17 protein-coding genes, 2 tRNA genes and 2 pseudogenes are annotated in these 22,713 nt (G+C 64.9%); 14 read left to right on the top strand and 7 right to left on the bottom strand.

The annotated features are described in order from the left end of the window. Positions 1 to 5: 5 nt before the first annotated feature. The 4 genes from CL52_RS11450 to CL52_RS11435 all read left to right on the top strand — a co-directional run bounded on the left by CL52_RS11450 (position 6) and on the right by CL52_RS11435 (position 4,041). Positions 6 to 605: an SPOR domain-containing protein gene (locus CL52_RS11450; protein ID WP_043220699.1), complete on the top strand. Its 600-nt coding sequence runs from the start codon at positions 6 to 8 to the stop codon at positions 603 to 605. Positions 606 to 707: 102 nt separating this feature from the next. After that, complete coding sequence (locus CL52_RS11445; protein ID WP_041104904.1) at positions 708 to 1,220, top strand: CvpA family protein; 513 nt, start codon at positions 708 to 710, stop codon at positions 1,218 to 1,220. A gap of 67 nt (positions 1,221 to 1,287) precedes the next feature. Then, a complete protein-coding gene (gene purF, locus CL52_RS11440; RefSeq protein ID WP_041104905.1) occupies positions 1,288 to 2,796 on the top strand; it encodes an amidophosphoribosyltransferase in 1,509 nt (502 codons plus the stop codon). Positions 2,797 to 2,829: 33 nt separating this feature from the next. Next, a complete protein-coding gene (locus tag CL52_RS11435) occupies positions 2,830 to 4,041 on the top strand; it encodes an O-succinylhomoserine sulfhydrylase (RefSeq protein WP_043220698.1) in 1,212 nt (403 codons plus the stop codon). Positions 4,042 to 4,107: 66 nt separating this feature from the next. Here the strand turns inward: CL52_RS11435 and CL52_RS21730 are convergent, their stop codons facing one another. The 3 genes and pseudogenes from CL52_RS21730 to CL52_RS11425 all read right to left on the bottom strand — a co-directional run bounded on the left by CL52_RS21730 (position 4,108) and on the right by CL52_RS11425 (position 6,975). Continuing rightward, positions 4,108 to 4,341 (bottom strand): SPOR domain-containing protein, encoded by a 234-nt coding sequence (locus CL52_RS21730; RefSeq protein ID WP_376746296.1) that lies wholly within the window; start codon positions 4,339 to 4,341, stop codon positions 4,108 to 4,110. 75 nt (positions 4,342 to 4,416) lie between these two features. Beyond that, positions 4,417 to 6,348, bottom strand: a pseudogene (gspD, locus tag CL52_RS11430) (type II secretion system secretin GspD); the annotation flags it as partial. Between the two features lie 3 nt (positions 6,349 to 6,351). Continuing rightward, complete coding sequence (locus CL52_RS11425) at positions 6,352 to 6,975, bottom strand: type II secretion system protein N (protein WP_043220696.1); 624 nt, start codon at positions 6,973 to 6,975, stop codon at positions 6,352 to 6,354. Positions 6,976 to 7,195: 220 nt separating this feature from the next. Here CL52_RS11425 and CL52_RS11420 point away from each other — a divergent pair. Both CL52_RS11420 and CL52_RS11415 read left to right on the top strand, forming a co-directional pair. Further along, positions 7,196 to 7,271: transfer RNA gene (locus CL52_RS11420), tRNA-Val, on the top strand. A 37-nt stretch (positions 7,272 to 7,308) separates the two neighbouring features. Continuing rightward, positions 7,309 to 7,385, top strand: a tRNA-Asp gene (locus CL52_RS11415). A 506-nt stretch (positions 7,386 to 7,891) separates the two neighbouring features. Here the strand turns inward: CL52_RS11415 and soxR are convergent. From soxR to CL52_RS11400, 3 genes are all read right to left on the bottom strand, one after another. Then, positions 7,892 to 8,368 (bottom strand): redox-sensitive transcriptional activator SoxR, encoded by a 477-nt coding sequence (gene soxR, locus CL52_RS11410; protein WP_043220692.1) that lies wholly within the window; start codon positions 8,366 to 8,368, stop codon positions 7,892 to 7,894. Positions 8,369 to 8,454: 86 nt separating this feature from the next. Continuing rightward, positions 8,455 to 9,051, bottom strand: a complete 597-nt coding sequence (locus CL52_RS11405) for a LysE family translocator (protein WP_043220691.1) — start codon at positions 9,049 to 9,051, stop codon at positions 8,455 to 8,457. 67 nt (positions 9,052 to 9,118) lie between these two features. Beyond that, positions 9,119 to 9,727, bottom strand: a complete 609-nt coding sequence (locus CL52_RS11400; RefSeq protein WP_074519894.1) for a GNAT family N-acetyltransferase — start codon at positions 9,725 to 9,727, stop codon at positions 9,119 to 9,121. A gap of 632 nt (positions 9,728 to 10,359) precedes the next feature. On the opposite strand from CL52_RS11400, the pseudogene CL52_RS21630 reads away from it, so the two are divergent. From CL52_RS21630 to CL52_RS11385, 4 genes and pseudogenes are all read left to right on the top strand, one after another. Then, positions 10,360 to 11,535 (top strand): annotated as a pseudogene (locus tag CL52_RS21630) (TonB-dependent receptor domain-containing protein); the annotation flags it as partial. Between the two features lie 64 nt (positions 11,536 to 11,599). After that, positions 11,600 to 12,361, top strand: coding sequence for a TonB-dependent receptor domain-containing protein (locus CL52_RS21625; RefSeq protein WP_305809520.1), 762 nt, complete (start codon positions 11,600 to 11,602; stop codon positions 12,359 to 12,361). Positions 12,362 to 12,509: 148 nt separating this feature from the next. Then, complete coding sequence (locus CL52_RS11390; RefSeq protein WP_200889396.1) at positions 12,510 to 13,043, top strand: AAA family ATPase; 534 nt, start codon at positions 12,510 to 12,512, stop codon at positions 13,041 to 13,043. Positions 13,044 to 13,334: 291 nt separating this feature from the next. After that, positions 13,335 to 14,390: an asparaginase gene (locus CL52_RS11385; protein WP_043220690.1), complete on the top strand. Its 1,056-nt coding sequence runs from the start codon at positions 13,335 to 13,337 to the stop codon at positions 14,388 to 14,390. A 207-nt stretch (positions 14,391 to 14,597) separates the two neighbouring features. Here the strand turns inward: CL52_RS11385 and CL52_RS11380 are convergent, their stop codons facing one another. Then, positions 14,598 to 16,022: an MBL fold metallo-hydrolase RNA specificity domain-containing protein gene (locus CL52_RS11380; protein ID WP_043220689.1), complete on the bottom strand. Its 1,425-nt coding sequence runs from the start codon at positions 16,020 to 16,022 to the stop codon at positions 14,598 to 14,600. A 284-nt stretch (positions 16,023 to 16,306) separates the two neighbouring features. Here CL52_RS11380 and CL52_RS11375 point away from each other — a divergent pair, with 284 nt between their 5' ends. The 4 genes from CL52_RS11375 to CL52_RS11360 all read left to right on the top strand — a co-directional run bounded on the left by CL52_RS11375 (position 16,307) and on the right by CL52_RS11360 (position 22,689). After that, positions 16,307 to 18,442 carry a dihydrolipoyl dehydrogenase family protein gene (locus CL52_RS11375; protein ID WP_043220687.1) on the top strand — a complete coding sequence of 712 codons (2,136 nt, stop codon included), beginning with the start codon at positions 16,307 to 16,309 and terminating at the stop codon, positions 18,440 to 18,442. A 261-nt stretch (positions 18,443 to 18,703) separates the two neighbouring features. Then, positions 18,704 to 19,906, top strand: coding sequence for a zinc metallochaperone GTPase ZigA (gene zigA, locus CL52_RS11370; protein ID WP_041104921.1), 1,203 nt, complete (start codon positions 18,704 to 18,706; stop codon positions 19,904 to 19,906). After that, positions 19,906 to 20,514, top strand: a complete 609-nt coding sequence (locus CL52_RS11365) for a DUF1826 domain-containing protein (RefSeq protein ID WP_041104923.1) — start codon at positions 19,906 to 19,908, stop codon at positions 20,512 to 20,514. Before zigA ends, CL52_RS11365 begins: the two co-directional genes overlap by 1 nt. 213 nt (positions 20,515 to 20,727) lie before the next feature. Then, complete coding sequence (locus tag CL52_RS11360) at positions 20,728 to 22,689, top strand: methyl-accepting chemotaxis protein (protein ID WP_043220685.1); 1,962 nt, start codon at positions 20,728 to 20,730, stop codon at positions 22,687 to 22,689. Positions 22,690 to 22,713 lie beyond the last annotated feature (24 nt).

Here is a 22,713-nt window from a genome sequence, read left to right as displayed (position 1 = left end):
GTGGCATGCCCATGCTGGACAGAGGTCTGAAGCAACGTATGGTCGGGGCGCTGGTGCTCGTCGCACTGGCCGTCATCTTCCTGCCGATGCTGCTCAGCAGCAAGGACGAACGTCGTCCCGTCGAGGTCGATGCACCACCGATGCCAGCCCCCACTGCACAGATCGATGTTGCCGAACCGCAGCCTGGCTCTGTTCCCGAAGGCTTTGAAATCGTCGAGGACGACGCTCTCGAATCCTCCAACGGCGAGGCGCCGGCGATCACTGCTCCTGGCCCCGTTACCCCACCAACGGCAAGCGCCGAACCGACTGCGCCCGAGGCGAAGCCAGAGCCTGAGCCAGAGCCGAAGCGGCTGGATGCGGCCAACCTGCCCGTCAGCTGGTCTGTCCAGTTGGCCAGCCTCTCTAACCGCCAGAGCGCCGAAGCACTGCAGGCGCGTCTGCGTGCGCAGGGCTACAACGCCTACGTCCGGACGGTGGATGGTATGAATCGTGTGTTCGTCGGGCCGCTCATCGAACGCGACGAGGCCAACAAGCTGCGTGATCAGCTGCATCGCCAGCAAAAGCTCGATGGTTTCGTGGTGCGCTTCAAGCCTGAGGCCGGCTGATTCAAACGAGGCCAGCGGTTTGCAGGAGGTCGCCTGACGCTTACTCGTTCCGAGGGTGTCTGCTAAACTCCGCGGCCTTTATCTCTCCTGTTCGAAGGCGTCGTGGCTCTTACCTGGGTTGACTGGGGCATCATCGCTGTCATTGCGGTGTCCAGCCTGATTAGCTTGAAGCGGGGCTTCGTCAAGGAGGCCTTGTCGCTTCTGACCTGGATCGTTGCCGGTGTCGTTGCCTGGATGTTCGGCGGTGCGCTCTCGCATCATCTGGAGGAATTCATCGCAACGCCCTCAGCAAGGGTCATCGCGGCGTGCGCCATTCTGTTCGTGGCGACATTGCTGGTCGGAGCGCTGGTCAACTTTCTCATCGGTGAGCTGATTCGCGTAACCGGGCTGTCCGGTACCGACCGATTTCTCGGCATGGTCTTTGGTGCGGCACGCGGAGCCCTGCTTATCGTCGTGGTGGCGGGGCTGGTGAGCCTGGCGCCTGTCCATGAGGATCTATGGTGGCGCGAATCCGCTCTGCTGCCGCATTTCCTGCTGGTCGCTGACTGGTCTAAGAATCTGATCCTTGGCATGAGTGGCCAGTGGCTGGCCGGGTCGCTCAATCCGCCGGGTTGAGTGAGTTATCACGGAGAGGGCGGCAGACGTCGTCTCCGGTTCCTGTAGAAACTGAGAGGTTCCTTGCATGTGTGGCATTGTCGGCATCGTCGGTAAGTCGAACGTCAATCAGGCGCTCTATGACGCGCTTACCGTGCTGCAGCATCGCGGCCAGGATGCCGCCGGCATCGTGACCAGCCACGATGGGCGCCTGTTCCTGCGCAAGGACAACGGGCTGGTTCGAGATGTGTTCCAACAGCGGCACATGCAACGGTTGGTGGGCAACATGGGGATTGGTCATATCCGCTACCCCACCGCTGGCAGCTCCAGCTCCGCCGAAGCCCAGCCTTTCTATGTGAATTCGCCCTACGGGATCACCCTGGCGCACAACGGCAATCTGACCAATGTCGAGCAGCTGACCAAGGAAATCTACGAGTCGGATCTGCGCCATGTGAACACCAACTCCGATTCCGAGGTACTGCTCAACGTCTTCGCTCATGAGCTGGCCGTGCGCGGCAAGCTGCAGCCCACCGAAGAAGACGTTTTCGCCGCTGTCAGCAAGGTGCACGAGCGCTGCCGGGGCGGCTATGCCGTGGTCGCCATGATCACCGGCTACGGAATTGTCGGCTTCCGTGACCCGAACGCCATCCGGCCGATCGTCTTCGGCCAGCGGCACACCGACGAGGGCGTCGAGTACATGATCGCCTCGGAAAGCGTTTCGCTCGATGTGCTGGGCTTCACGCTGATCCGTGACCTGGCCCCGGGCGAAGCGGTGTACATCACCAATGACGGCCGGCTGTTCACCCGTCAGTGCGCCGAGAATCCGAAGCTCACGCCGTGCATCTTCGAATACGTCTACCTGGCGCGTTCGGATTCGCTGATGGACGGTGTTTCGGTCTACAAGGCGCGGTTGCGCATGGGCGAGAAGCTGGCCGACAAGATCCTCCGAGAGCGTCCCGAGCACGACATCGACGTGGTCATCCCGATCCCGGATACCAGTCGGACCGCCGCGCTTGAGCTGGCCAACCGTCTCGGCGTGAAATTCCGCGAAGGGTTCGTCAAGAACCGCTACATCGGCCGGACCTTCATCATGCCGGGTCAGGCGGCACGCAAGAAGTCGGTGCGCCAGAAGCTCAACGCCATCGATCTCGAGTTCCGTGGCAAGAACGTGATGCTGGTCGATGACTCCATCGTCCGCGGCACCACCTGCAAGCAGATCATCCAGATGGCGCGTGAAGCGGGCGCCAAGAAGGTCTACTTCTGTTCCGCCGCGCCGGCGGTGCGCTACCCGAACGTTTACGGCATCGACATGCCGAGCGCGCATGAGCTGATTGCCCACAACCGCAGCACGGAAGAGGTCGCGGAGCTGATCGGTGCGGATTGGCTGGTCTATCAGGACCTGCCCGACCTGATCGATGCGGTCGGTGGCAGCAAGGTCAAGATCGAGCAGTTCGATTGCGCCGTCTTCGACGGTCACTACGTGACGGGCGACGTGGACGAGGCCTATCTGCACAAGATCGAACAGGCGCGAAACGATGCGAGCAAGGCGAAGACCAATGCGGTCAGCGCCATCATCGACCTGTACAACACCAACTGAACCGCGAACGCCGTATGGGTCTGAGGAACGAGCATGACAATTGAATGGGAAGCCGGGCGCCTGGACAGCGACCTGGCGGATGTCGGGCAGGATACGCTGGCGGTGCGTGCCGGTCAGCGCCGTACCCCTGAAGCCGAGCATGGCGAGCCGCTGTTTCTGACCTCCAGCTATGTGTTCCGCAGCGCGGCCGATGCAGCCGCGCGGTTTGCCGGCGAGCTGCCCGGCAATGTCTATTCCCGTTACACCAACCCGACAGTGCGCACCTTCGAAGAGCGTATGGCGGCGCTTGAGGGAGCCGAGCAGGCCGTCGCCACCGCGTCGGGCATGTCGGCGATCCTGGCCATGGTGATGAGTCTGTGCTCGGCGGGCGACCACATCCTCGTATCGCGCAGCGTGTTTGGCGCCACCGTCTCGCTGTTCGACAAATATTTCAAGCGTTTCGGCGTAGAGGTCGACTACGTCCCGCTGACCGATTTCAGCGCTTGGCAAGCCGCCTTCAAGCCCAATACCAAGCTGGTATTCGTCGAATCGCCGTCCAATCCGCTCGCCGAGCTGGTTGATATTGCCGCCCTGGCCGATCTCTGCCACGAACGGGGCGCGCTGCTGGCGGTGGACAACTGCTTCTGCACGCCGGTGCTGCAGCGACCGCTGGCGCTGGGCGCCGATATCGTCATTCACTCGGCGACCAAGTACATCGACGGGCAGGGGCGCTGTCTGGGTGGTGTCGTCGCTGGGCGAAGCGAGCAGATGAAAGAGGTCGTCGGTTTTCTGCGCACCGCCGGGCCGACTCTCAGCCCGTTCAATGCCTGGGTGTTCCTCAAGGGATTGGAGACGCTGCGGCTGCGCATGCAGGCGCATTGCGCCTCCGCGCAGGCGCTGGCCGAATGGCTGGAGCAGCAGCCAGGTGTGCAGCGGGTCTACTACGCTGGGCTGCCCAGCCACCCGCAGCATGAGCTGGCGCGGCGCCAACAGAAGGGCTTTGGCGCTGTGCTCAGCTTCGAGGTCAGCGGCGGCAAGGAGGGCGCCTGGCGCTTCATCGACGCTACCCGGCTGATTTCGATCACCGCCAACCTGGGCGACAGCAAGACCACCATCACCCACCCGGCTTCGACCACCCATGGCCGCCTGGCGCCCGAAGAGCGCGCCAAGGCCGGTATCAGCGATAGCCTTGTGCGTGTCGCTGTCGGTCTGGAAGAGCTCGATGATCTCAAGGCGGATCTTGCGCGCGGGCTCGCTGCACTCTGAGCCCCGCTGTTGCCATTACGCACCTGCAGCCCGCCGAATCGGCAGGTTGCAGGTGCGTCTGGTCCGTCAATCGTCGCCGATACGCACCACGATGCCGTCCAGCCGCTGCTCGGCGGAGAGGCGATCACGCAACCGGTTGGCCTCATCGCGGTCGGCAAGCGGGCCGGCATAGACCAGCGTCATCGCACCTGCGTCCCCAATGAATGCGTCATAGCCTTCGGCGCGCAGCCGTTCCTGCAGGGCTTCGGCGGTATTGCGGTTGCTGACGCGCGCCACCTGGACGACCCAACCAGTACGCACCGGGGTACTGGCCGCCTCGGTGGTCGCAGGTGCGCTCGTCGGTGCCACCGGGCGCACGGAAGATTGCGGCGCGGCGCGCAGATCGATCGCCGGCGCCGGCTCGCCCTGGCCGTCGAACAGCCGCGTCGGATCGGCCGGCAGGATGCTCGGATAGCCCGCATCGGTTTCGATCACCCGGATGTCGCTGTACTTCTTGCCCGACAGCGCTGCCAGGCCGGCACGGTCGCGCACCACCGTCGGCCGGAGAAAGACCATGAGGTTGCGCTTGATGCGCGTTTCCTCGGTCGAGCGGAACAGCCCGCCAAGCAGCGGTATATCGCCGAGTAACGGTACCTTCGACGCCGTGCGCGTCACGTCGTCCTGAATCAGGCCGCCAAGCACGATGACCTGGCCATCCTCGGCGAGGATGGTGCTCTTGATCGAGCGCTTGTTGGTGACCAGGTCGACGGCCTGTGCGGCAAGCGTGGCGCTTGGGGCGATCGAGGAGATCTCCTGCTCGATCTGCAGGCGTAGCGTTGCGCCTTCGTTGATGTGCGGCGTTACCTTCAGCGTCACACCGATGTCCTGCCGCTCGATGGTGGTAAACGGGTTGTTGGCCCCGGCCGAGTCGGTGGTGTAGCTGCCGGTCTGGAAGGGCACGTTCTGGCCGACCAGTATCTCCGCCTCCTGGTTGTCCAGGGTCAGCAGGCTCGGCGTCGACAGCAAGTTGCTGTTGCTGTTGGAGGACAACGCGGTGATGAGGGCGCCGAAGCTGCGCGTGCCCACACCGATGATCGCGCCATCGGGCAGGTTGTTCGGGATCTCGTTGTCGTTGATGGCGTTGAGTACGCTCCCGATCGAAATACCGGTATTGCCGAAATTGACCCCCCCGACGCCACCGGTGCCGCCTCTGGCATCGACCGCCCACTGCACGCCGAGCGCGTCGCTGATATCGCCTGACACCTCGACGATGGCGGCTTCGACCATGACCTGCGCGCGTGGCACATCGAGCTGCCGGACGATGCTTTCCAGCGTGCCCACCAGTTCCGGATCGGCCAGCAGAACGAGCGCGTTGAGGCTTTCGTCGGCGCGAATGAGAATCTGCTGATTGCGTGTCGTGGTGTTGTCCCCCTCGGCGGGTGCTGCCAGCCCTTCGGAAATGTCGCCCAGGGTCTCGGCCAGCGACTTGGCGTCGTTGTGGCGCAGGCGGATGACACGGGTGTTGGCCGAACGCGTGGCGGGGGAGTCGAGCGATTGCGCGAGCGCCGCCAGCTTGCTGCGTGCTTGCGCCGGGCCGATGAAGATCAGTCGGTTGGTGCGCGAGTCGGCGATGATCTGCAGGCCGGCGCTGGTTTTCGCTTCACCGCGCAGCAGCGAGTTGCGCAGCACCTCGGCGATGTCCACCGCCCAACCGTGGCGCAAATTCAACACCGTGTAATCGTCGCTCTCGGCGCGATCGAGCTGGCGCACCAGGTCGCGGACGCGTGCGATATTGGCGCTGCGATCGCTGATGATCAGTGCGTTGGCCGAGCCGACCGCCGCCAGATGCCCGTACTGGGGCACCAGAGGACGGATCAGTGGAATGAGCTCGGTGGCTGAGGTGTGCTGCACCTGGATGACCTGCGTCTCCAGCTGATCGCCGCCGGTCGGCCCGCCCCCTGGCTCGGCCTTGGCCTCGGCGTTGGGCACGATGCGTGTCACGTCGCCCTGCGACAGGACGCTGTAGCCATGGGTGGCCATCACCGAAAGGAACAGTTGGTACACCTCTTCGGTGTCCAGCGTCGCGTTCGACACCACGGTGACCTGGCCTTTGACCCGCGGGTCGACGATGAATGTCTGCCCGGTGAGCTGGCTCATCTGGTCGATGTAGGCGCGGATGTCGGCGTCCTTCAGATTGATCGTCCAGCCATTCATCTGGGTCTGGCTTGGCTCGATGCCGGGCTCGGCAACCTGGGCCAGCGCCGGAGCGCCGACGAGCAGGCCGGCGGCGGCCAGCATGATTAGCGGGCGAGAGAGAAGCGGCGGCATCGTTCAGTCTTCTTCCATAGGCTGGTCATTGGTGGGCGTGTCTTGCGGCTGGTCGATCGCTTGCTCCAGCTGCTGGCGCAGCGCTTCCATCTGCTGCTGCATCTGTTCAGCCGCCGGGTCAGGTGCGTTTGCAGGCGGCTCGGAATAGGGCTCTGGCGCGTAGAGGGGCGAGCGGGACTTGGGAAACATCAGCTGCTCGATTCGCCCGTTGCGCATGATCTGCACGCCGTTTGCGTTGACCTGCTGCAGGGTGACGCCCTGCTCGAGCTCATCGCCAGTGAACAGCAGACGCGGCGGTTGCCCGTCAATTTGAATGATCGCGCTCGAGCGCGCCGGGTCGGCGCTGACGAAGCTGCCGTGCAGTGTCAGGTTGGCCGCAGCGGTGGTCGACGCACCTTCCGCTGGCAGGGCAGGGGAGCCAAACACGCGCTGCAACTGTTCGACCTCGGGGCGCGCCAGGGCCTGGGTGTCTTGCGGCGTGCCAGCGGGGGGGGCGGTGGTATCGGTCAAGGCCAGCCATTCGTTCACACGGCCGACCAGGTAGACGGCGAACAGGGCGACCAGCAGCGCGCTCAGGGCTAGCGGTAAGTAGGGCCGGTATTTGCGCAAGACGTCAGGCAAAGACAAGCGTTGCTCCTTGGCCTTTTATGGTTCTGATATCCATCGAATCGAGTTGCCGGGTTTTGCCGCCGGTCTGAGCAGTGACAGCAGCAAGCGGCAAGAGTGCCCGGCGAAGATGACAGGCTGAACGGTGATGACGGTGGACCACGCGTTCCGCAAAAAAATCCAACGCTGGTGTTGACTTGCCTGTGGCTCGCCAGTAAATTGCGCGCCTCGCAAGGCGAACGGCTGATTAGCTCAGCTGGGAGAGCACCTGCATCACACGCAGGGGGTCGGCGGTTCGATCCCGTCATCAGCCACCAACCTTTGCGAAATTACGGACGAAAGTCCGGCCGACGCGCAGCGGTAGTTCAGTCGGTTAGAATACCGGCCTGTCACGCCGGGGGTCGCGGGTTCGAGTCCCGTCCGCTGCGCCATACAAGTCCCTCCTTTTCTTAAAAGGGTGGAACGAGAGAAGCTGCCAAGGGCAGCTTTTTTTGTGCCCGCCGAAAACCCGTGCGGAAGATTTGGCGCATCAGCTGAAGCCAGAGGTTGCGTCGCTTCAGAACGTGATGACCGGTCCCTGGTTCGCCTGCGACATGAGCCGCCACCTGTTCCGGACCTGGACTGGCGCTGTGCCGGAGGCAAGGTCACGGGGGCGCGCTGGATCTGGACTACACCTCGACGTCGGCTTGTGCCTACTTGTTCCGCTGACCACCCTTGCCTGGATGTTCGAAACCACGCCGCGCTGGAGCCTGTGTCCTGCCCATAGTGGGGACAGGGTGCGGGGGCTGGCTACCACCAGAGTTCCCAACGGATCTGGGCAATGGCAAGGGAAACGGTTACGAGGCGAGGGTGGTGGCTTTCTGACGGGCAAAACAAATCGCGCCCAGCATGGACGTCGATCAGTAGCTCCGGATCGGGAACTGAAATTGATGCGCTTTTACTCGTGCTCGGGCATCTCGTCCGCGAGCCATCGCAGAGGGCCGGACCCATAGTTGCCGGCCAAGTCGTTGGGGTTGGCCAGCTTGCAGCGCTGCAGCGAGAGACAGCCGCAGCCGATGCAGTGATCGAGATCCATATCGAGTCGCTGCAATTCCCTGATGCGCTGGGCAACCTGCTGCTTCCAGCCGCGAGATAGCGCCTGCCAATCCCTGTTCGTCGGCAGCTTGTCGGTGGGCAGGCAAGCCAGCTGTTGACCGATTGCCTCGAGCGAGTAGCCGATCTTCTGGGCAAAGATGATGAACGCCACGCGGCGCAGCGTCGAACGCGGGAAATAGCGCCGGCTGGTGCCCTGGCGGGACGAACTGATCAAGCCGAGCGATTCGTAATAGCGCAGGGCCGAGGCGGCAACTCCGCTGCGTTTGCTGATTTCGCCAATCGGTAGCAAAGGGTCCTTGTGGGTGGCTTTCCCGGCCATCGCTTGGTCCTCCCGAATCGGATCCGAAGACGCTGATTGGTGGTTCAGCCATGGGCAGGCAGCCGCATGAACCGACCGATACGCCCTTACCCGAGCAGCAGTGGGTGCAGCGACAGTACGAGCAGTAAGGCCATCGCGATATTGAAGAGCCGTAAATGGCGCGTATCGGTCAGCCAGCGGCGTAGCGTGGTGCCAAAGGTGACCCAAACCACCACGCTGGGCGCGTTGACGAGGGCAAAGAGCAGCGCGAGCACCACGACCGCCTGCACGCCGCCACCGGCCGGCAGATAGGCCGTGATGGCTCCGATAGCCATGATCCAGGCCTTGGGATTGACCCATTGGAAGCCCGCCGCTTTCCAGAAGCCGAAAGGACGCCCCGGCGCCGAAGCATCCTGCATCGGTGCGGCCGTCGCGATCTGCCAGGCCAGATATAGCAAGTAGGCCGCGCCAACGATCCGCAGCAGAGCGTACAGCGCAGGGAAGGCCTCGAAGAGGCGCCCCAGGCCCGCGCCCACGCCCATCACCAGTACCGCAAAGCCGATACTGATGCCCAGGACGTGCGGCAAGCTGCGGACGAAACCGTAGTTCAAACCGGACGCCAGCAGCATGGTGTTGTTCGGGCCGGGGGTGATTGAGGTCACGAAGGCATAGGTCACAAAGGCAAGCAGGGTTTCCGAGGGCATGGGTTCCTCCGGGTGCGGTCGACCGGAAACGACGGGCTTTCGACTGACAGCCATGAGCCAGGAAGTCTCAGCCATCGACTGACTGCGATCCATGCACAGTCATCATCGAATCGACCCGGTCAGTACCGCTGCCCGGGCATTGATCGCTTGCGCCGGGGCGCACCCAGCGCATGTCGATATGGGTGCGCGCCTCGTGCGTAGCGGTGAACCCCTGGCGCTCATAGAACCGCCTGGCTGCCAGGTTCGTCCTGAACACGCTGAGCGTCAGGGGGATGCGGCGTGCTGACGCCTTCGTCTTGAGGGCCTCCACCAGCCGGGTACCGACTCCCCGCCGTTGGTACGCCGGTACCAGTGCGATGTTGCGCAGGTAGATTCGCCGGGCCTGTTCCTCGAACTGCAGATAGCCGGCGATGCCCGAATCGCTCTCCACGACCCAGGTGCTGGCCGTGGCCACCTGCTCTAGAAAATTGGCGCGCTGCCAACGTTCATCCCAGCCCCAGAGCCGGGCGATGTGCGGCAAGAACAGCGCCCGGTGAATCGCGAACAAGGCGAGCAGATCGCGACACGCCGCCCGGCGGACCCTCATACCGCCATCTGGCATGGAGGCCGGCGAGACAATGGAGGGCGCGGGCGACAGGTCGCCGGTATCCAGGAATATCTCATTTAAATCGCACATCGGCGCTTTGATCCTGATCCACAAGCAGGGAAGGCAGGCAACGGTTGCCAGGCCCGACGCGAGCGACTCTAGGACTTCAAGTGAACTTGAGGTCAATAGGCCGGCACGATGGCTCGCTCAGCGCTAATCGCGGGTCTAACTGCGGACCGATCGCAGGGCTACGGCGGGCTCGATTCGGGGGTGTCGCCGTTGCGATTGGGTTGCTACGCCCGCGATGGCGCGGCGTTGCGCGGTCCATGGGCGTCGAGGTTGAAGCGACGTGTCGCAACCTGACCGTTCACGGCGGCGACAGCTGTCGCGTCGCTACGGGGACGCGGCGACTCCTGACCCGCTTCCCGCAGACTGCTTGCAGAACCGAGCGATTAAGAACGACGTGCCCACGTCAGCAGGACCGGTGGCCGTTGGGCCATGTCGAATACGCGAACCGCAGTTGGTGGTGGCTCAAGTGGCTTGGCATGTGCGTTGCCTTGATGACGCTAAGGGAGGATTCCCCGCTTCAGGTCGTTTCTGTAGTTTGAAACCGGTGTGCCGGAGCGCTGGGCGCCAAGGCGGCCCAATCGCGTTCTTCTGGTCAGGCTTTTTTCACAGAGGTCGGCGACAGCAACGTCACTCCATAACAACAAGGCTCAACCATGTATCGACTGTTTCTTGCCGGATCGCTCTCGTTGGCGACCGCACCCTTGCTCGCGCAGACGAGCGAACCGCTCACGCTCGACCCCCTGGTAGTGAGCTCACCCCGGACGGAATCCGACTGGTTTACCTTGCCGATGGCGGTGTCCGCCGTGTCGGCGCAGGACCAGCCCGGCGAGCAGTTGCTCACCCTCGACAGCCTGCTCGGGCCTGTGCCGGGCGCGCTTTCGCAGAGCCGCTACAACCTGGCGCAGGGCATGCGCTTGTCCATTCGCGGCTTCGGGTCGCGCTCCAGTTTTGGCGTTCGCGGCGTGCGGGTGCTGGTCGACGGGGTGCCGCTGACCATGCCTGACGGGCAGACCGAGATGGATGGGCTGGATACCGCGTTGGTCGAGCGCATCGAGGTGATTCGCGGTCCGTCGTCCACCATCTACGGCAATGCCGCCGGTGGCGTCTTGGCGATCCAGACGCGAGAACCGGGCGACACGCCGTTCACGCAGGTCGAGGTGACCGGCGGCGAACTGGGCTATCGCCGCATGCGTGCGGAAACCAGTGGCAGTGCCGGCTCGCTGGGTGCCTTGCTCGCCGTCAACGCCACACAGCTCGACGGCTACCGCACGCACGGCACCGCCGAAACCAACCACCTCACTGGCAAGCTGCGCTGGCAGGGGGAGGGCGGCACGCTCGGGCTCACCCTCCATGCAATCGACAACCGCGCCGAAGATCCCGGTGGCCTGACGCTGGATCAGGTCCGGGCGGACCGTTCCCAGGCACGGCCGCAGAGCCTGCAGTACGATTCCGACGAGACTGTCGAGCAGCAGCGCGTCTCGCTGGTCTGGGATGGACAGGCCGCAGGCGACGATACCTACCAGCTGCGCAGCTATTACGGCCAGCGCGAGTTCAGCAACCGCCTCCCGTTGCAGAACAACGGCCAGACCGCCTATGACCGCTGGTTCGCCGGGCTGGGCGCGCAGCGCACTTTTCACCGTGAACTGGCGGGCCTGCCGCATCAGTTAACGGTCGGCATGGACCTGGAAAGCCAGCGCGACGAGCGCTCACGCAACGACAACCTGCCCGGCGGCATCACCGGCGCCCTGACTCAGCGCCAGCGCGAAACGGCGGACAGCCGGGGTGTGTTCGTCGAGGATCAGCTGAGCCTCGGCGATGCCTGGCTGCTCACCGCCGGCGTGCGCTATGACAGCGTGCGGCTCGAGGCGAAGGACCGTTACCTGAGTGACGGCGATGCCTCGGGCGAGCGCAACCTTGGAGGACTGGAACTACAGCCTGGGCCTGAGCCGGCAACTGGACGCCCATCATGTGGCGTACATGCGTTACGCGACCTCGTTCGAGACGCCGACGATCAACGAAATGGCCAACCCGAACGGGGGCGGCTTCAATCCCTCGCTCGGTCCGGCGCAGTCGGTCAATCGCGAGATTGGCTTGAAAGGCGAGTACCCGGGATTGCGCTACGAAGCGGTGCTCTACAGCATGCGCATCGAGGACGAGCTGGTCCCGGAAGTCGACGGACGCACCTTCTACACCAACGCCGGCCGCTCCAGTCGCGACGGTGTCGAGCTGAGCGGGGACTGGCTGGTGGGGCGCTTCTGGCGACTGACCGGGGCCTGGAGCTACAACCACTACCGTTTCGACCAGTTCGAGGGCTACGACGGCAACCGCATCCCGGGGATTCCGCGGCAGAGCCTGTTCGCCGAGGTCAGCTATGACCGTGACGATTGGTATGCGCGGGTCAACGTCAACGCCTACGGCGACCAGTACGCAGACAACGCCAACCGCGATCGCGTGGCCGGTTACGCGGTCACCAACGCCCGCCTGGGCTGGCGAATGGCGTGGGGCGATCAGCGCTGGGAGCCCTACGTCGGCATCGACAACCTGCTGGACCGCGACTACTACGACAACCTGCGCATCAACGATAACTTCGGCCGCTACTACGAGCCCGCGCCCGGGCGGACGATTTATGCGGGGGCGAAGCTGACGTTTGACTGATGGTCGGCCAGCGGGCCGGAAGCCGGTCGCACGCCCTGGCTCGCTGGGCAACGCGTGCTTGCGGCCGGCGCGCCATGGTAAGTGAGCACCTGGCCGGCCATTGCGGTGTCCGGTGCGGTCGGGTAGGGCTACGCAGCAGGATGAGCTGATGCGAGTGCAGCAATTGGTGGTCATCTCCGGGTGCTCCGGCGGCGGCAAGTCGACCTTGCTCGAGGCGCTACGCCGGCGCGGGTATGCCGTGGTCAAGGAACCCGGCCGGCGGGTCATTGCCGAGCAGAGTCGAAATGCTGGCTTGCCTTGGGTAGATATGGCCGCGTTCCTCCACGAGGCGCTGCGCGTCGCCAGGCTGGACCTCGAGCGCGTGGCATCGGCCAGCGGGCCGGTGTTCTTCGACCGCGGGCTCATAGATGCCGCGGCTGCCCTTCAGCGGCTCTGCGGACTGTCGATGTCATACACCCTGGGCGACCTCCAGCCTTACGGGCGGCTCGTCTTTCTGACCCCGCCCTGGCCGGACATCTATCGTGTCGACGAGCAGCGACGGCATGGTTTCGCCGAGGCCGTGGCCGAATACACTCACCTGGAAGCCACGTACAAAACCCTCGGATACGACGTCCGGATACTCCCAAGGGCCAGTGTTGCCGACCGCACTGACTTCGTTCTGCAGGCACTCCACCGAGGCTGAAGCAGATCGGCTCGGCAACAGCTGCCCTAGCGCTGCGCACCCGAAGGGCATGCCGTCGGCTGCTTCCGCAGCATTGGACCAGGCTCGCTCGAGCGGGCACGCGTGCTGCTCGTTGAACTCGATGGCAGGCAGCTTCCGCTAGCCAGGGTTGCGATGGCCTTGTTCGATGAGGTTCAGTGGGCATAACCAGCGGACGCCGAACACCTCGGCTTGCTGGCTGCAACTTCAACGAAACGGCCGACCGGCTGTCAGTTCCCTTGCCCCATAAAAATTGATTGGCAAGGAACTGACATGAAGAAGAAAAAAACACTTTTGCTGGCCGGGCTTTGTGCGGCCCTGATCGGCAGCGCCAACGCGCAAGAGAAGCCGACCGTCCAGTTCATTGCCACGGGCGGCACGATCGCCATGAAGATCGACCCGATCAAGAAGGCGCCCGTGCCTGCCATTTCCGGAGATGACCTGCTCGCCACGGTGCCGGAGGTGGCCGAATACGCGAAGATCGAGGTCGACAACCTGTCGAACGTGCCTTCGGACTACATGGATCCGCCGCGCTGGATCGAACTGTCCAAGGCGGTCAACGCTGCGCTGCAGCGCCCGGAGGTGTCAGGCGTCATCGTCTCGCACGGCACCGATACGCTGGAGGAAACCGCTTTCTGGCTTGACCTGACTGTCGAGTCCGAAAAGCCGGTCGTGGTCATCGGCGCACAGCGCAACGCCTCCTCGTCGGACTTCGATGGCCCGCGCAACCTGCTCAACGCGGTGCGTATTGCCGTCGATGAGCAGGCGAAGGACAAGGGCGTCCTGTTGGCCATGAACAACCAGATCAACGCCGCACGTCACGTGACCAAGACCCATACGGCGAACGTGGAGACCTTTCAGTCGGGTGATTACGGGTTGCTCGGAGAGGTCTATCCCGATCGCGTGATCTTCGCGCGGGAGCCGCTGCGTCGGCAGCATATCGCGATCAAAAGCGACGCCATGCCAAAGGTCGAGATCGTTGCCATGTACGGCGGTGCCGATGGTGCCTTGCTGCGCAGCGCGGTCGACCAGGGGGCGAAAGGAATCGTGGTCCAGGCGCTGGGCATGGGCAACATGAACCAGCCGATGTTCGAGGCCGTCAAGTACGCGCTGGGCAAACAGATCCCCGTGGTGATCTCGACGCGCGTCCATAACGGTCGGGTCATGGCCAACTACGGCTTCGAAGGCGGTGGCAAAACCACCGCAGATGCCGGCGCCGTCATGGCAGGGGATCTCAGCCCACAGAAGGCGCGCATTCTGCTCATGCTGCTTCTGCAAGACGGGAAGACGGAGCAGGACGAGCTGCAGGCGGCATTCGACGCGATATAAAACGGCAGCGCATCGCGGCGTAGCGCTGGACGGGGCACTCCAGGGCTACGCCGCCTCGCGGGACAGTGGCCGATACCGAGCGCAGTGCTCTAGAGCTGCTCCATACGCAAGTGCGAAATCCACGGGCTGCCGAGCTGGAACTGTCGGCTCAGAGCGGGTGGACCCGCATTGGCTTCTTATGAGCACATCCATCGGCCCGGCCGTTGCTCAGGGAATCGTTACCTCGCCTGGCTGGCCGGCCTCGCGATAGCGTGCCCGCAGCAGCTCGGCGAGGCGCTGCTTGGCCTGGGGCTCTCCGTGAATCAGCCGAATCTCGCCTGGCCACTGCTTCATCCGGGTGACGAAGCCGACCAGGTCGGCCTGGTCCGCGTGCGCCGAGTAGCCACCAACCGTATCGATGCTGGCGCGGATGTCGATGCGCTCGCCGTCGAGGTCGACGTACCCGCCTTCCGGGCCGTAAGTCTGAATGTCCCGGCCCGGCGTGCCCTTGCCCTGATAGCCCACGAACAGCACATGGTGGCGCGGGTCACCCAGCATGGCCTTGAGATAGTTGACGATGCGCCCTCCGGAACACATGCCGTTGCCTGCGATGACGATCGCCGGGCGCGCCGTGGCGGCCAGGTGTTCGACGACGCGCAGGTGCTCGTCATGACTGTCCACGGTCACCAGCTGGCGGAACGATAGCGGCTTGCGACCTTCCTCCAGGCGACGTCGCGCGTCGTCATCCCAGAATACCTGCAGGTCCTTGTAGGTACGGGTGAACCGGCTGGCCAGCGGTGAGTCGAGAATGATGGGCAGCTCGGGCCAGTCGATCGGGTCATTGCTCGACGAGCCGGAGTCATCGTCGGACTGGCTATGTTCGAAGAGGATCTCCTCCAGTTCGTAGAGCAGTTCCTGGGTTCGGCCGATGCTGAAAGACGGAATGAGCACGCTACCCTGGTCGGCCAGCGCACGTTCGATCGCGGCTTGCAGGCGCTCGCGCCGGTGCGTGCGATCTTCGTGGCGGCGATCGCCATAGGTGCTCTCCAGCACCAGCAGGTCGGCCCGCTCCGGTGGCGCCAGGTCCGGCAGGATGGGCGAATGGGGCGCGCCGAGATCGCCGCTGAAGACGATTCGTCTGCTGTCCCGCGCCGGCGTCTGCAAGTCGAACTCCACGTACGCCGAGCCCAGCACGTGCCCGGCCGGCTGCAGGCGCACCTTGCATACGGCCGTGTCGGTGTCGTGGAGGCTGAACCAGTGGTCATAGGGCAGCGCGATGATGCGCTGCTCGACGATCTTCAGGTACCGCTCGAGATAGGCCTGGTCGCGGCTTATGGTCAGGCGGAACGCATCTTCGAGCACGATCGGCAATAGCCGGGCCGAGGGCTCGCTGCACAGAATCGGGCCTTCGAAACCGGCGGCCAGCAGGTTGGGAATGCGCCCGACGTGGTCGATATGCACGTGGGTGATGATCAGGGCCTTGATGCCATCGATGGCGAAGTCCAGCGCCAGCTCGTCGTCGTCCGGCGCATCCGCTCCCTGGAACTGTCCGCAGTCGATGAGCACGCTGCTGTCTTCGTCCATCCACAGCTGATGGCAGGAGCCGGTAACGCCTTCGCGGGCACCATGGTGGATAAGCCTGGGTTGCTTCATCGGTAATCCTTGTCAGGGCGAGTGCAGGTCATGTGGTTACGGTCTTTGGCTCCGCGACGGGAGACATAGTTTCCGCTCGCGCGAGCGCACTGGCACGCCTGCACCATCCCAGGCGCCCGGGAACGTAGGCGAAGCGGGGGGCTCAAAGCCGAGAAGCCCACAGAGCAGCGCCCGATGTTCCGACCTCCCGCCGCGCGTCATCCGTTCCATATCCGCGACCTCCCGCCCGACGACGGGCGCACAGATGCCGGAGCCGGCGCTGCCATGGCCTGGGAGTGCGCGCGATGAGCTCGTCGCGGCTGCTGCTTCTGGCGATTCTGGCGGCGGCGGTGGCCGCTTTCTTCGCCTTCGATCTCGGCCAATACCTCACCCTGGAATCGATCAAGGCCAACAGCGGCGCGCTGCATGCGCAGGTTCAGGCGCACCCCTGGTGGGCGCGCGGCCTGTTCTTTGCCGGCTACGCGCTGCTCACCGCGCTGTCGTTCCCCGGTACCGTGGTGCTGACGCTGCTGGCCGGTGCCCTGTTCGGCCTGGTCGAAGGCACCGTGCTGGTGTCGTTCGCCTCGAACGTCGGCGCCGTCGTGGCGATGCTGATCAGCCGGTTCATGCTGCGTGGCTGGATCCAGCGCCGCTTCGGGAGGCAGATCACCGGGATCAACAAGGGGCTGGCGCGCGACGGCAGCCTTTACCTCGTCTCGTTGCGGCTGATTCCCTTGATTCCTTTCGTGCTGTTGAATCCCGCGCTCGGGTTGACGCGGGTCGGCTTCTGGACCTTCTGGTGGACGACGCAGCTGGGCATGCTGCCGGGGCATGCGATCTACGTGAACGCCGGCCTGCAGCTGGTCAGGATCGACTCGCTGTCCGGCATTCTTTCCCCGGCCATGATCGGCACGCTGGTTCTGCTGGCGGTATTCCCGCTGGTGGCCACGCGCCTGCTGACTTCCTACAAGGCGCGGCGGGCCTACCGCGGCTGGGACAGGCCCAAGCGCTTCGAGCGCAACCTGGTGGTGATCGGCGGTGGCACCGGGGGCCTGGCGACGGCGCGTATCGCCGCCTCGTTGAAAGCGCAGGTCAGTCTGGTCGAGCGTGGCCGCCTGGGTGGCACGACGATGCATGAGGGGGGTGTGTTGGCCCGTGCGTTGGCGCGCTCGGCGGCTTTCGCCAGGGCCGCGCGGCAGGCGGGCGTCGACCGTGCGGCCGACGCGCTCGACTTTGCCGAGGTGATGAGCCGTGTGCAGCGCCAGGCCAGCAGCGCGCGCAAGGGGGCATCGGTAGCGGAACTCGAACGGCTCGGTGTCGAGGTGATCAGCGGCGAAGCCAGGCTGCGTTCGCCCTGGTCGGTGGAGGTGCAGGGGCGCATCCTGACCGCGCGCGCCATCGTCATCGCCGTGGGAAGCCGCCCGCGACTGCCCGCGATTCCCGGTCTCGAGTCCGTCGAGCCGCTGACGTGCGACAACCTTTGCGAACTCCGCGAACGGCCCGCCCATCTGCTGGTGTACGGCAGCGGTGCGGGCGCTTGCGAATTTGCGCAATCGTTCCGGCGCCTGGGCTGCCGCGTCACCTTGGTCAGCGAGCGGGAGGCGCTGCTCGAACAGGAAGACCCGGAGGCCGTCGAGGCGGTGACCGCGGCACTGCGCGAAGATGGTGTCGAGCTGCGCCTTGGCCTGGTCGCGCAACGTGTCGAAGTCGCTGACGGCGAGCGCAGGTTGATCTGCCGGGCCGGTGACGAGGCCGAGCAGGCGCTGCCCTTCGAGCGCATTCTGCTGGCGCTGGGGCAGAGCGCCGATGTCGCCGGTCTGGGCCTCGAGGCGCTTGGGCTGCAGTGCGCGGAGGATGGCAGCCTGGAGGTCGACGAATACCTCTCGACCCGCTATCCGAACATCTATGCGGTGGGCAGCGTTGCCGGCCCCCAGGGCGCGCCCCATGTGGCCGAGCATCAGGCCTGGTACGCCGCGGTGAATGCCTTGTTCGGCGACTTCAAGCGATTCGCGGTGAGTGAGCGCGTGCTGCCGCGGGCAGTGTTCACCGCTCCCGAGATCGCCACGGTGGGGCTGACCGAAGCCGAGGCCAAGGCGCAGGGCTTCGAGCTGGATATATCGCGGCTCGAACTCGCCACCTTGCCGGGCGCGCTTGGCGGCGCCGATGCGGGGTTCGTCAAGGTGCTGACCGAGCACGGCAGCGATCGCATCGTCGGCGTCACCATCGTTGGCGAGCAGGCCAGTGAAACCCTGTCCGGTTTCGTGGTGGCGATGAAGCACAAGCTGGGTATGAACAAGCTGGCCGATATCGTCCAACTCGATGCCACCCTGGGTGAAGCCAGTCGGCTGGTGGCCGAAGCCTGGCAACAGCGGCGGCGCCCGGCCCGCACGCTGAAGTGGGCCCAGCGCCTGCATCGTTGGCGGCTGGGCCGCCAGCGCTGAGACGGCTTTCCCACGCCGGCCGGCCCGGCCGGCTTTCGGCGTTTCCGTTCGATGCCACCGCATCGCTGAGTCCCGCCACGTCCTGCCGCGGCGCCGCGTAGCGTTGCCACTCGAGCGGCTGGCTAATACGATAAACAAGTTATAACATAACATTCGCTGTCGGGCCGAGTGGCCGAGCTGCATGGCTCGGCAGGCATGGGCCCGGTTGCCCGGCCCCGCAACAGGCCGATCGATAACCTCTTCTCGTCAAGGAATTTGCCAATGGCTGCGTCACGCCTGCCTGTCACCGTGCTGTCCGGCTTTCTCGGAGCTGGCAAGAGCACGCTGCTCAATTATGTGCTGAAGAACCGTGAACATCGCAAGGTCGCCGTCATCGTCAACGACATGAGCGAGATCAACATCGATGCCGGCGAAGTGCAGCGCGAGGTGAGCCTCAACCGCGCCGAGGAGCGCCTGGTGGAGATGAGCAACGGTTGTATCTGCTGCACGTTGCGCGAAGACCTGCTCGAGGTGGTCAGCGAGCTGGCACGCGAAGGCCGCTTCGACTACCTGCTGATCGAATCGACCGGCATTTCCGAGCCGCTACCGGTCGCCGAGACCTTTACCTTTCGCGACGAAGGCGGGCGCAGCCTTTCGGATCTCGCACGCCTGGACACCCTGGTCACGGTGGTCGACGGGGTGAACTTCCTGCGCGATTTCCATGAGGCGCAGACGCTGGCAGAGCTTGGCGCAGACGAGGACGACGAGCGCTCGATCACCGACTTGCTGATCGAGCAGGTCGAATTCGCCGACGTCATTCTGATCAGCAAGATCGACCTGATCGCCCGGGCCGAGCGCGACGAACTCACGGCCATCCTGCGGGGGCTCAATACGCACGCGCGGATTCTGCCGATGACCATGGGCCAGGTGGCGCTTGCAGACATACTCGACACCGGCCGTTTCGACTTCGAGCGTGCTGCCCAGGCACCTGGCTGGCTGAAGGAAATGCGTGGTGAACACCTGCCCGAGAGCGAGGAGTACGGTATCGCGTCGACTGCCTATCGGGCCCGGCGACCCTTTCATCCGGAGCGCTTTCATGCGTTTCTCAGCCGCCCGTGGAGCAATGGCCGGCTGCTGCGTTCGAAGGGCTATTTCTGGCTGGCCAGCCGTTATCGCGACGCCGGCAGCTGGTCGCAGGCCGGCGGGCTGATGCGTCACGGCTTTGCCGGGCGCTGGTGGCGTTTCGTGGATCGACGGCATTGGCCGCAGGATGACGAAAGCCTGCAGAGGATTCTCGGCCAGTGGACGCCGGCGACCGGCGATTGCCGCCAGGAGCTGGTTTTCATCGGCCAGAACATCGACTTCCCGCAGTTGCGAGCCGAACTCGATGCCTGCCTGCTGGATGATCGGGAGATGGCCGCCGGCGCGGACGCCTGGCAGCGCCTGCACGACCCGTTCGATCCCTGGCAGGAGGACGAAGCCTGATGCCGGCAGAACCGAACCGGGCTTCGCCGCGGCAGGTACTGGGCTCGACGCCCGAGGTCCTCGCCGAGGCCCTGCGCGAGGAAACGAACCTTGCCGTCTGGCGCCGGCAACTGCCCGGCGCGGTACAGGCGTTCGTGGCGCAACTGGCCGCTCAGCCGGGTCCGCTGGCCGAGAGCATCGCGCTGCACTGTGGCGCAGAGGATGCCGCGCCCGACTTGAGCCACCTGCTCGCCGGCCATACGGCGCTGGAGGGTTACGCCGAGTTCATCGCCGATGTCGCCTGGCTGGTGAGCGCCTACGGTTGCCTGCTGGGTGCCAGGCGTATCGGCTTGCGTTTGCGCCTGCTCGAATGCGCCATGTGCCCGCGTTTTCATGTCGACCAGGTTCCGCTGCGGCTCGTCACCACCTATTTCGGCCCAGGCAGTCAGTGGTGCGATGGCCGGCCCGAGGCGACGGGGACGTCGGTACACGCGCTGAGCTGTGGCGATGTCGCGCTGCTCAAGGGCGAGCGATGGGCCGGTAACGAGGGCAGGGGGCTGCTGCATCGCTCGCCTCCCGTTGCAGCCGGCGAGCGCCGGCTGTTGCTGACGCTCGACTGGCTCGCCTGAACGCCCTCGGCCTGTCCTCTTTTGGTGCGCTCCGTGTGCCGGTTCTACCGCTTGTCGCCAGCGCCGCGTGTCGCTTCAACAAAGCCCGGTCACCGTCGATACGCATGCCATGGCGGGCATGCGTATGCCCTTTGCCGGTCGCTGAACGACCGCGGCAGAGGATGAGTGGGCTCCGGGACATGCCGACCGGAGCCGCACAACGAGGTCAGATCAATGCTTAGGAATGTGCCACTGCGACTGAAGCTGGCGATGATTCTCCTGCTTCCCCTGCTCGGTTTTCTCTGGTTGGCCGGGCAGCTCGTCGTGGGCAGCTACGAGACGCTGCGGGCGATGGAAAAGACCGTCTCGGCGAGCGCCGCTGCACACCAGGTCAGCCGGCTGATCACCACGCTGCAGCGCGAACGCGGCGCCAGTGGCGTCTACCTGGGCAGCCAGGGCCGCGTAATGAAGGACCGTCTGCCGCGTCTTCGTGCCGACACCGATGAGGCGACCCGGGCCGTGCAGGCGCTTGCCGCCGCTGGCGACGCGCGGGTCGGCAAGGCGATTGCGGCGCTGGGCGGTTTGCAGGCCACCCGCAGCCAGGTGGACGCCCTGGCCATCAGCGGCCGCGACTCGGGCGCCCGTTACACCGAGCTGATCCAGGCGCTCATCGGTTTCACCTATGAACTGGAACTCAGCGTTGACGACGTCCGCCTGTTCCAGGCGCTCAACTCGCTGAACCAGTTCATCGAGATGAAGGAGCGGGCAGGGCGCGAGCGTGCCGTGCTTGGGGTGGTTTTCAACCAGGGCCATTTCGATGCCGGCCTGGTGTCGACGTTCAGTCGCAACCTTGGCGAGTTTTCCGCCTACCAGGAGAACTTCCGGCGTGCCGCATCGGATGACTTCGTCCGTCAGCTCGACGAGCGACTGCAACGTCCCAGTGCGCAGGAAGTGGCACGGCTGCAGCGGCTGGCCTTCGAGGTGCCGCTGGGCGAGGCGCTGGATGTCAAGCCAGAGGCCTGGTTCGAGCTGGCAACCCAGCGGATCGACCTGCTCAACGAAGTCGAGGAGGCGTTGGGCCAGCACGTCGGTGAGCTGGCCGCGCAGGCGCGCGACCGTGCACGCCTGGCCTTGTGGACGGCCCTGGCGGCTATCGTCGTCGCACTGGCGCTGGTCTCGCTGCTGTCCTACCTGATCATCCGCAACATCAACCTCGCCGTGGGCGAGGTGAACCGAGCGCTGCTCGCGCTATCCGGGCGCAACCTCACGGCGCGGGCGCGTTATCAGGGCAGCGACGAGTTCGGTGTGATCGCCGCCAACCTCAACGCCATGGCGGGCGAGCTCGCGCAGATCGTCGAACAGATCGGCAACGCCACCGGCCAGCTGGCTACCGCTGCCGAGGAATGCTCGGCGGTCACCACGCAGACCAGCCAGAGCGTCGAGCAACAGCGCGAGGGCACCGAGCAGGTCGTGACCGCGATTAACCAGATGAGTGCCACGGTGCGCGAGGTCGCGCGCAGCACCAGCGACGCGGCGGAGCTGTCGCAGCAGGTCAGCGCCAGCACCTTGCAGGGCAAGGCCGAGATCGACGGGACCATCGAACTCATCCGTCGATTGTCGACGCAGGCGGAGCAGACCGCCGGGATCATTGCCGACCTGAAGAGCGAGACCGACTCGATCTCCTCGGTGCTCGATGTGATTCGCGGCATTGCCGAGCAGACCAACCTGCTGGCGCTGAACGCCGCGATCGAAGCGGCCCGTGCCGGCGATCACGGGCGCGGCTTCGCGGTGGTGGCGTCGGAAGTCAGGGTGCTGGCGCAGAAGACTCAGGAGTCGACCGGCGACATCCAGCAGATGATCGCCAACCTGCAGGCGGGCTCCGATCGTGCTGCCCGCTCCATGCAGGACACCCTGGGTACGGTGCAGACCGGCGCGAGCAACGTGGTGCGCGCCGGCGAGCTGCTGGCACGGATCGCCGAGGGCGTGACCGGCATCAGCGATCGCAACATGCAGATCGCTTCGGCCACCGAGGAGCAGAGCCTGGTCGCCGAAGACATCAATCGCAACGTCATGCAGATCAACGACGTCGCGATCCAGGTCAGCGCAGGCGCCGAGCAGACGGCTGCAACGAGCCTGGAACTGGCACGGCTAGCCGAGCAACAACAGCAACTGGTGGGGCGCTTCACGCTGGCCTGAGGCTGCCAGGCGCGGCTGTCCGAT

The sequence above is a fragment of the Stutzerimonas balearica DSM 6083 genome (assembly GCF_000818015.1).
In the GTDB taxonomy this organism is placed as follows: domain Bacteria; phylum Pseudomonadota; class Gammaproteobacteria; order Pseudomonadales; family Pseudomonadaceae; genus Stutzerimonas; species Stutzerimonas balearica.
This window is presented reverse-complemented; position numbering and strand designations above follow the sequence as displayed.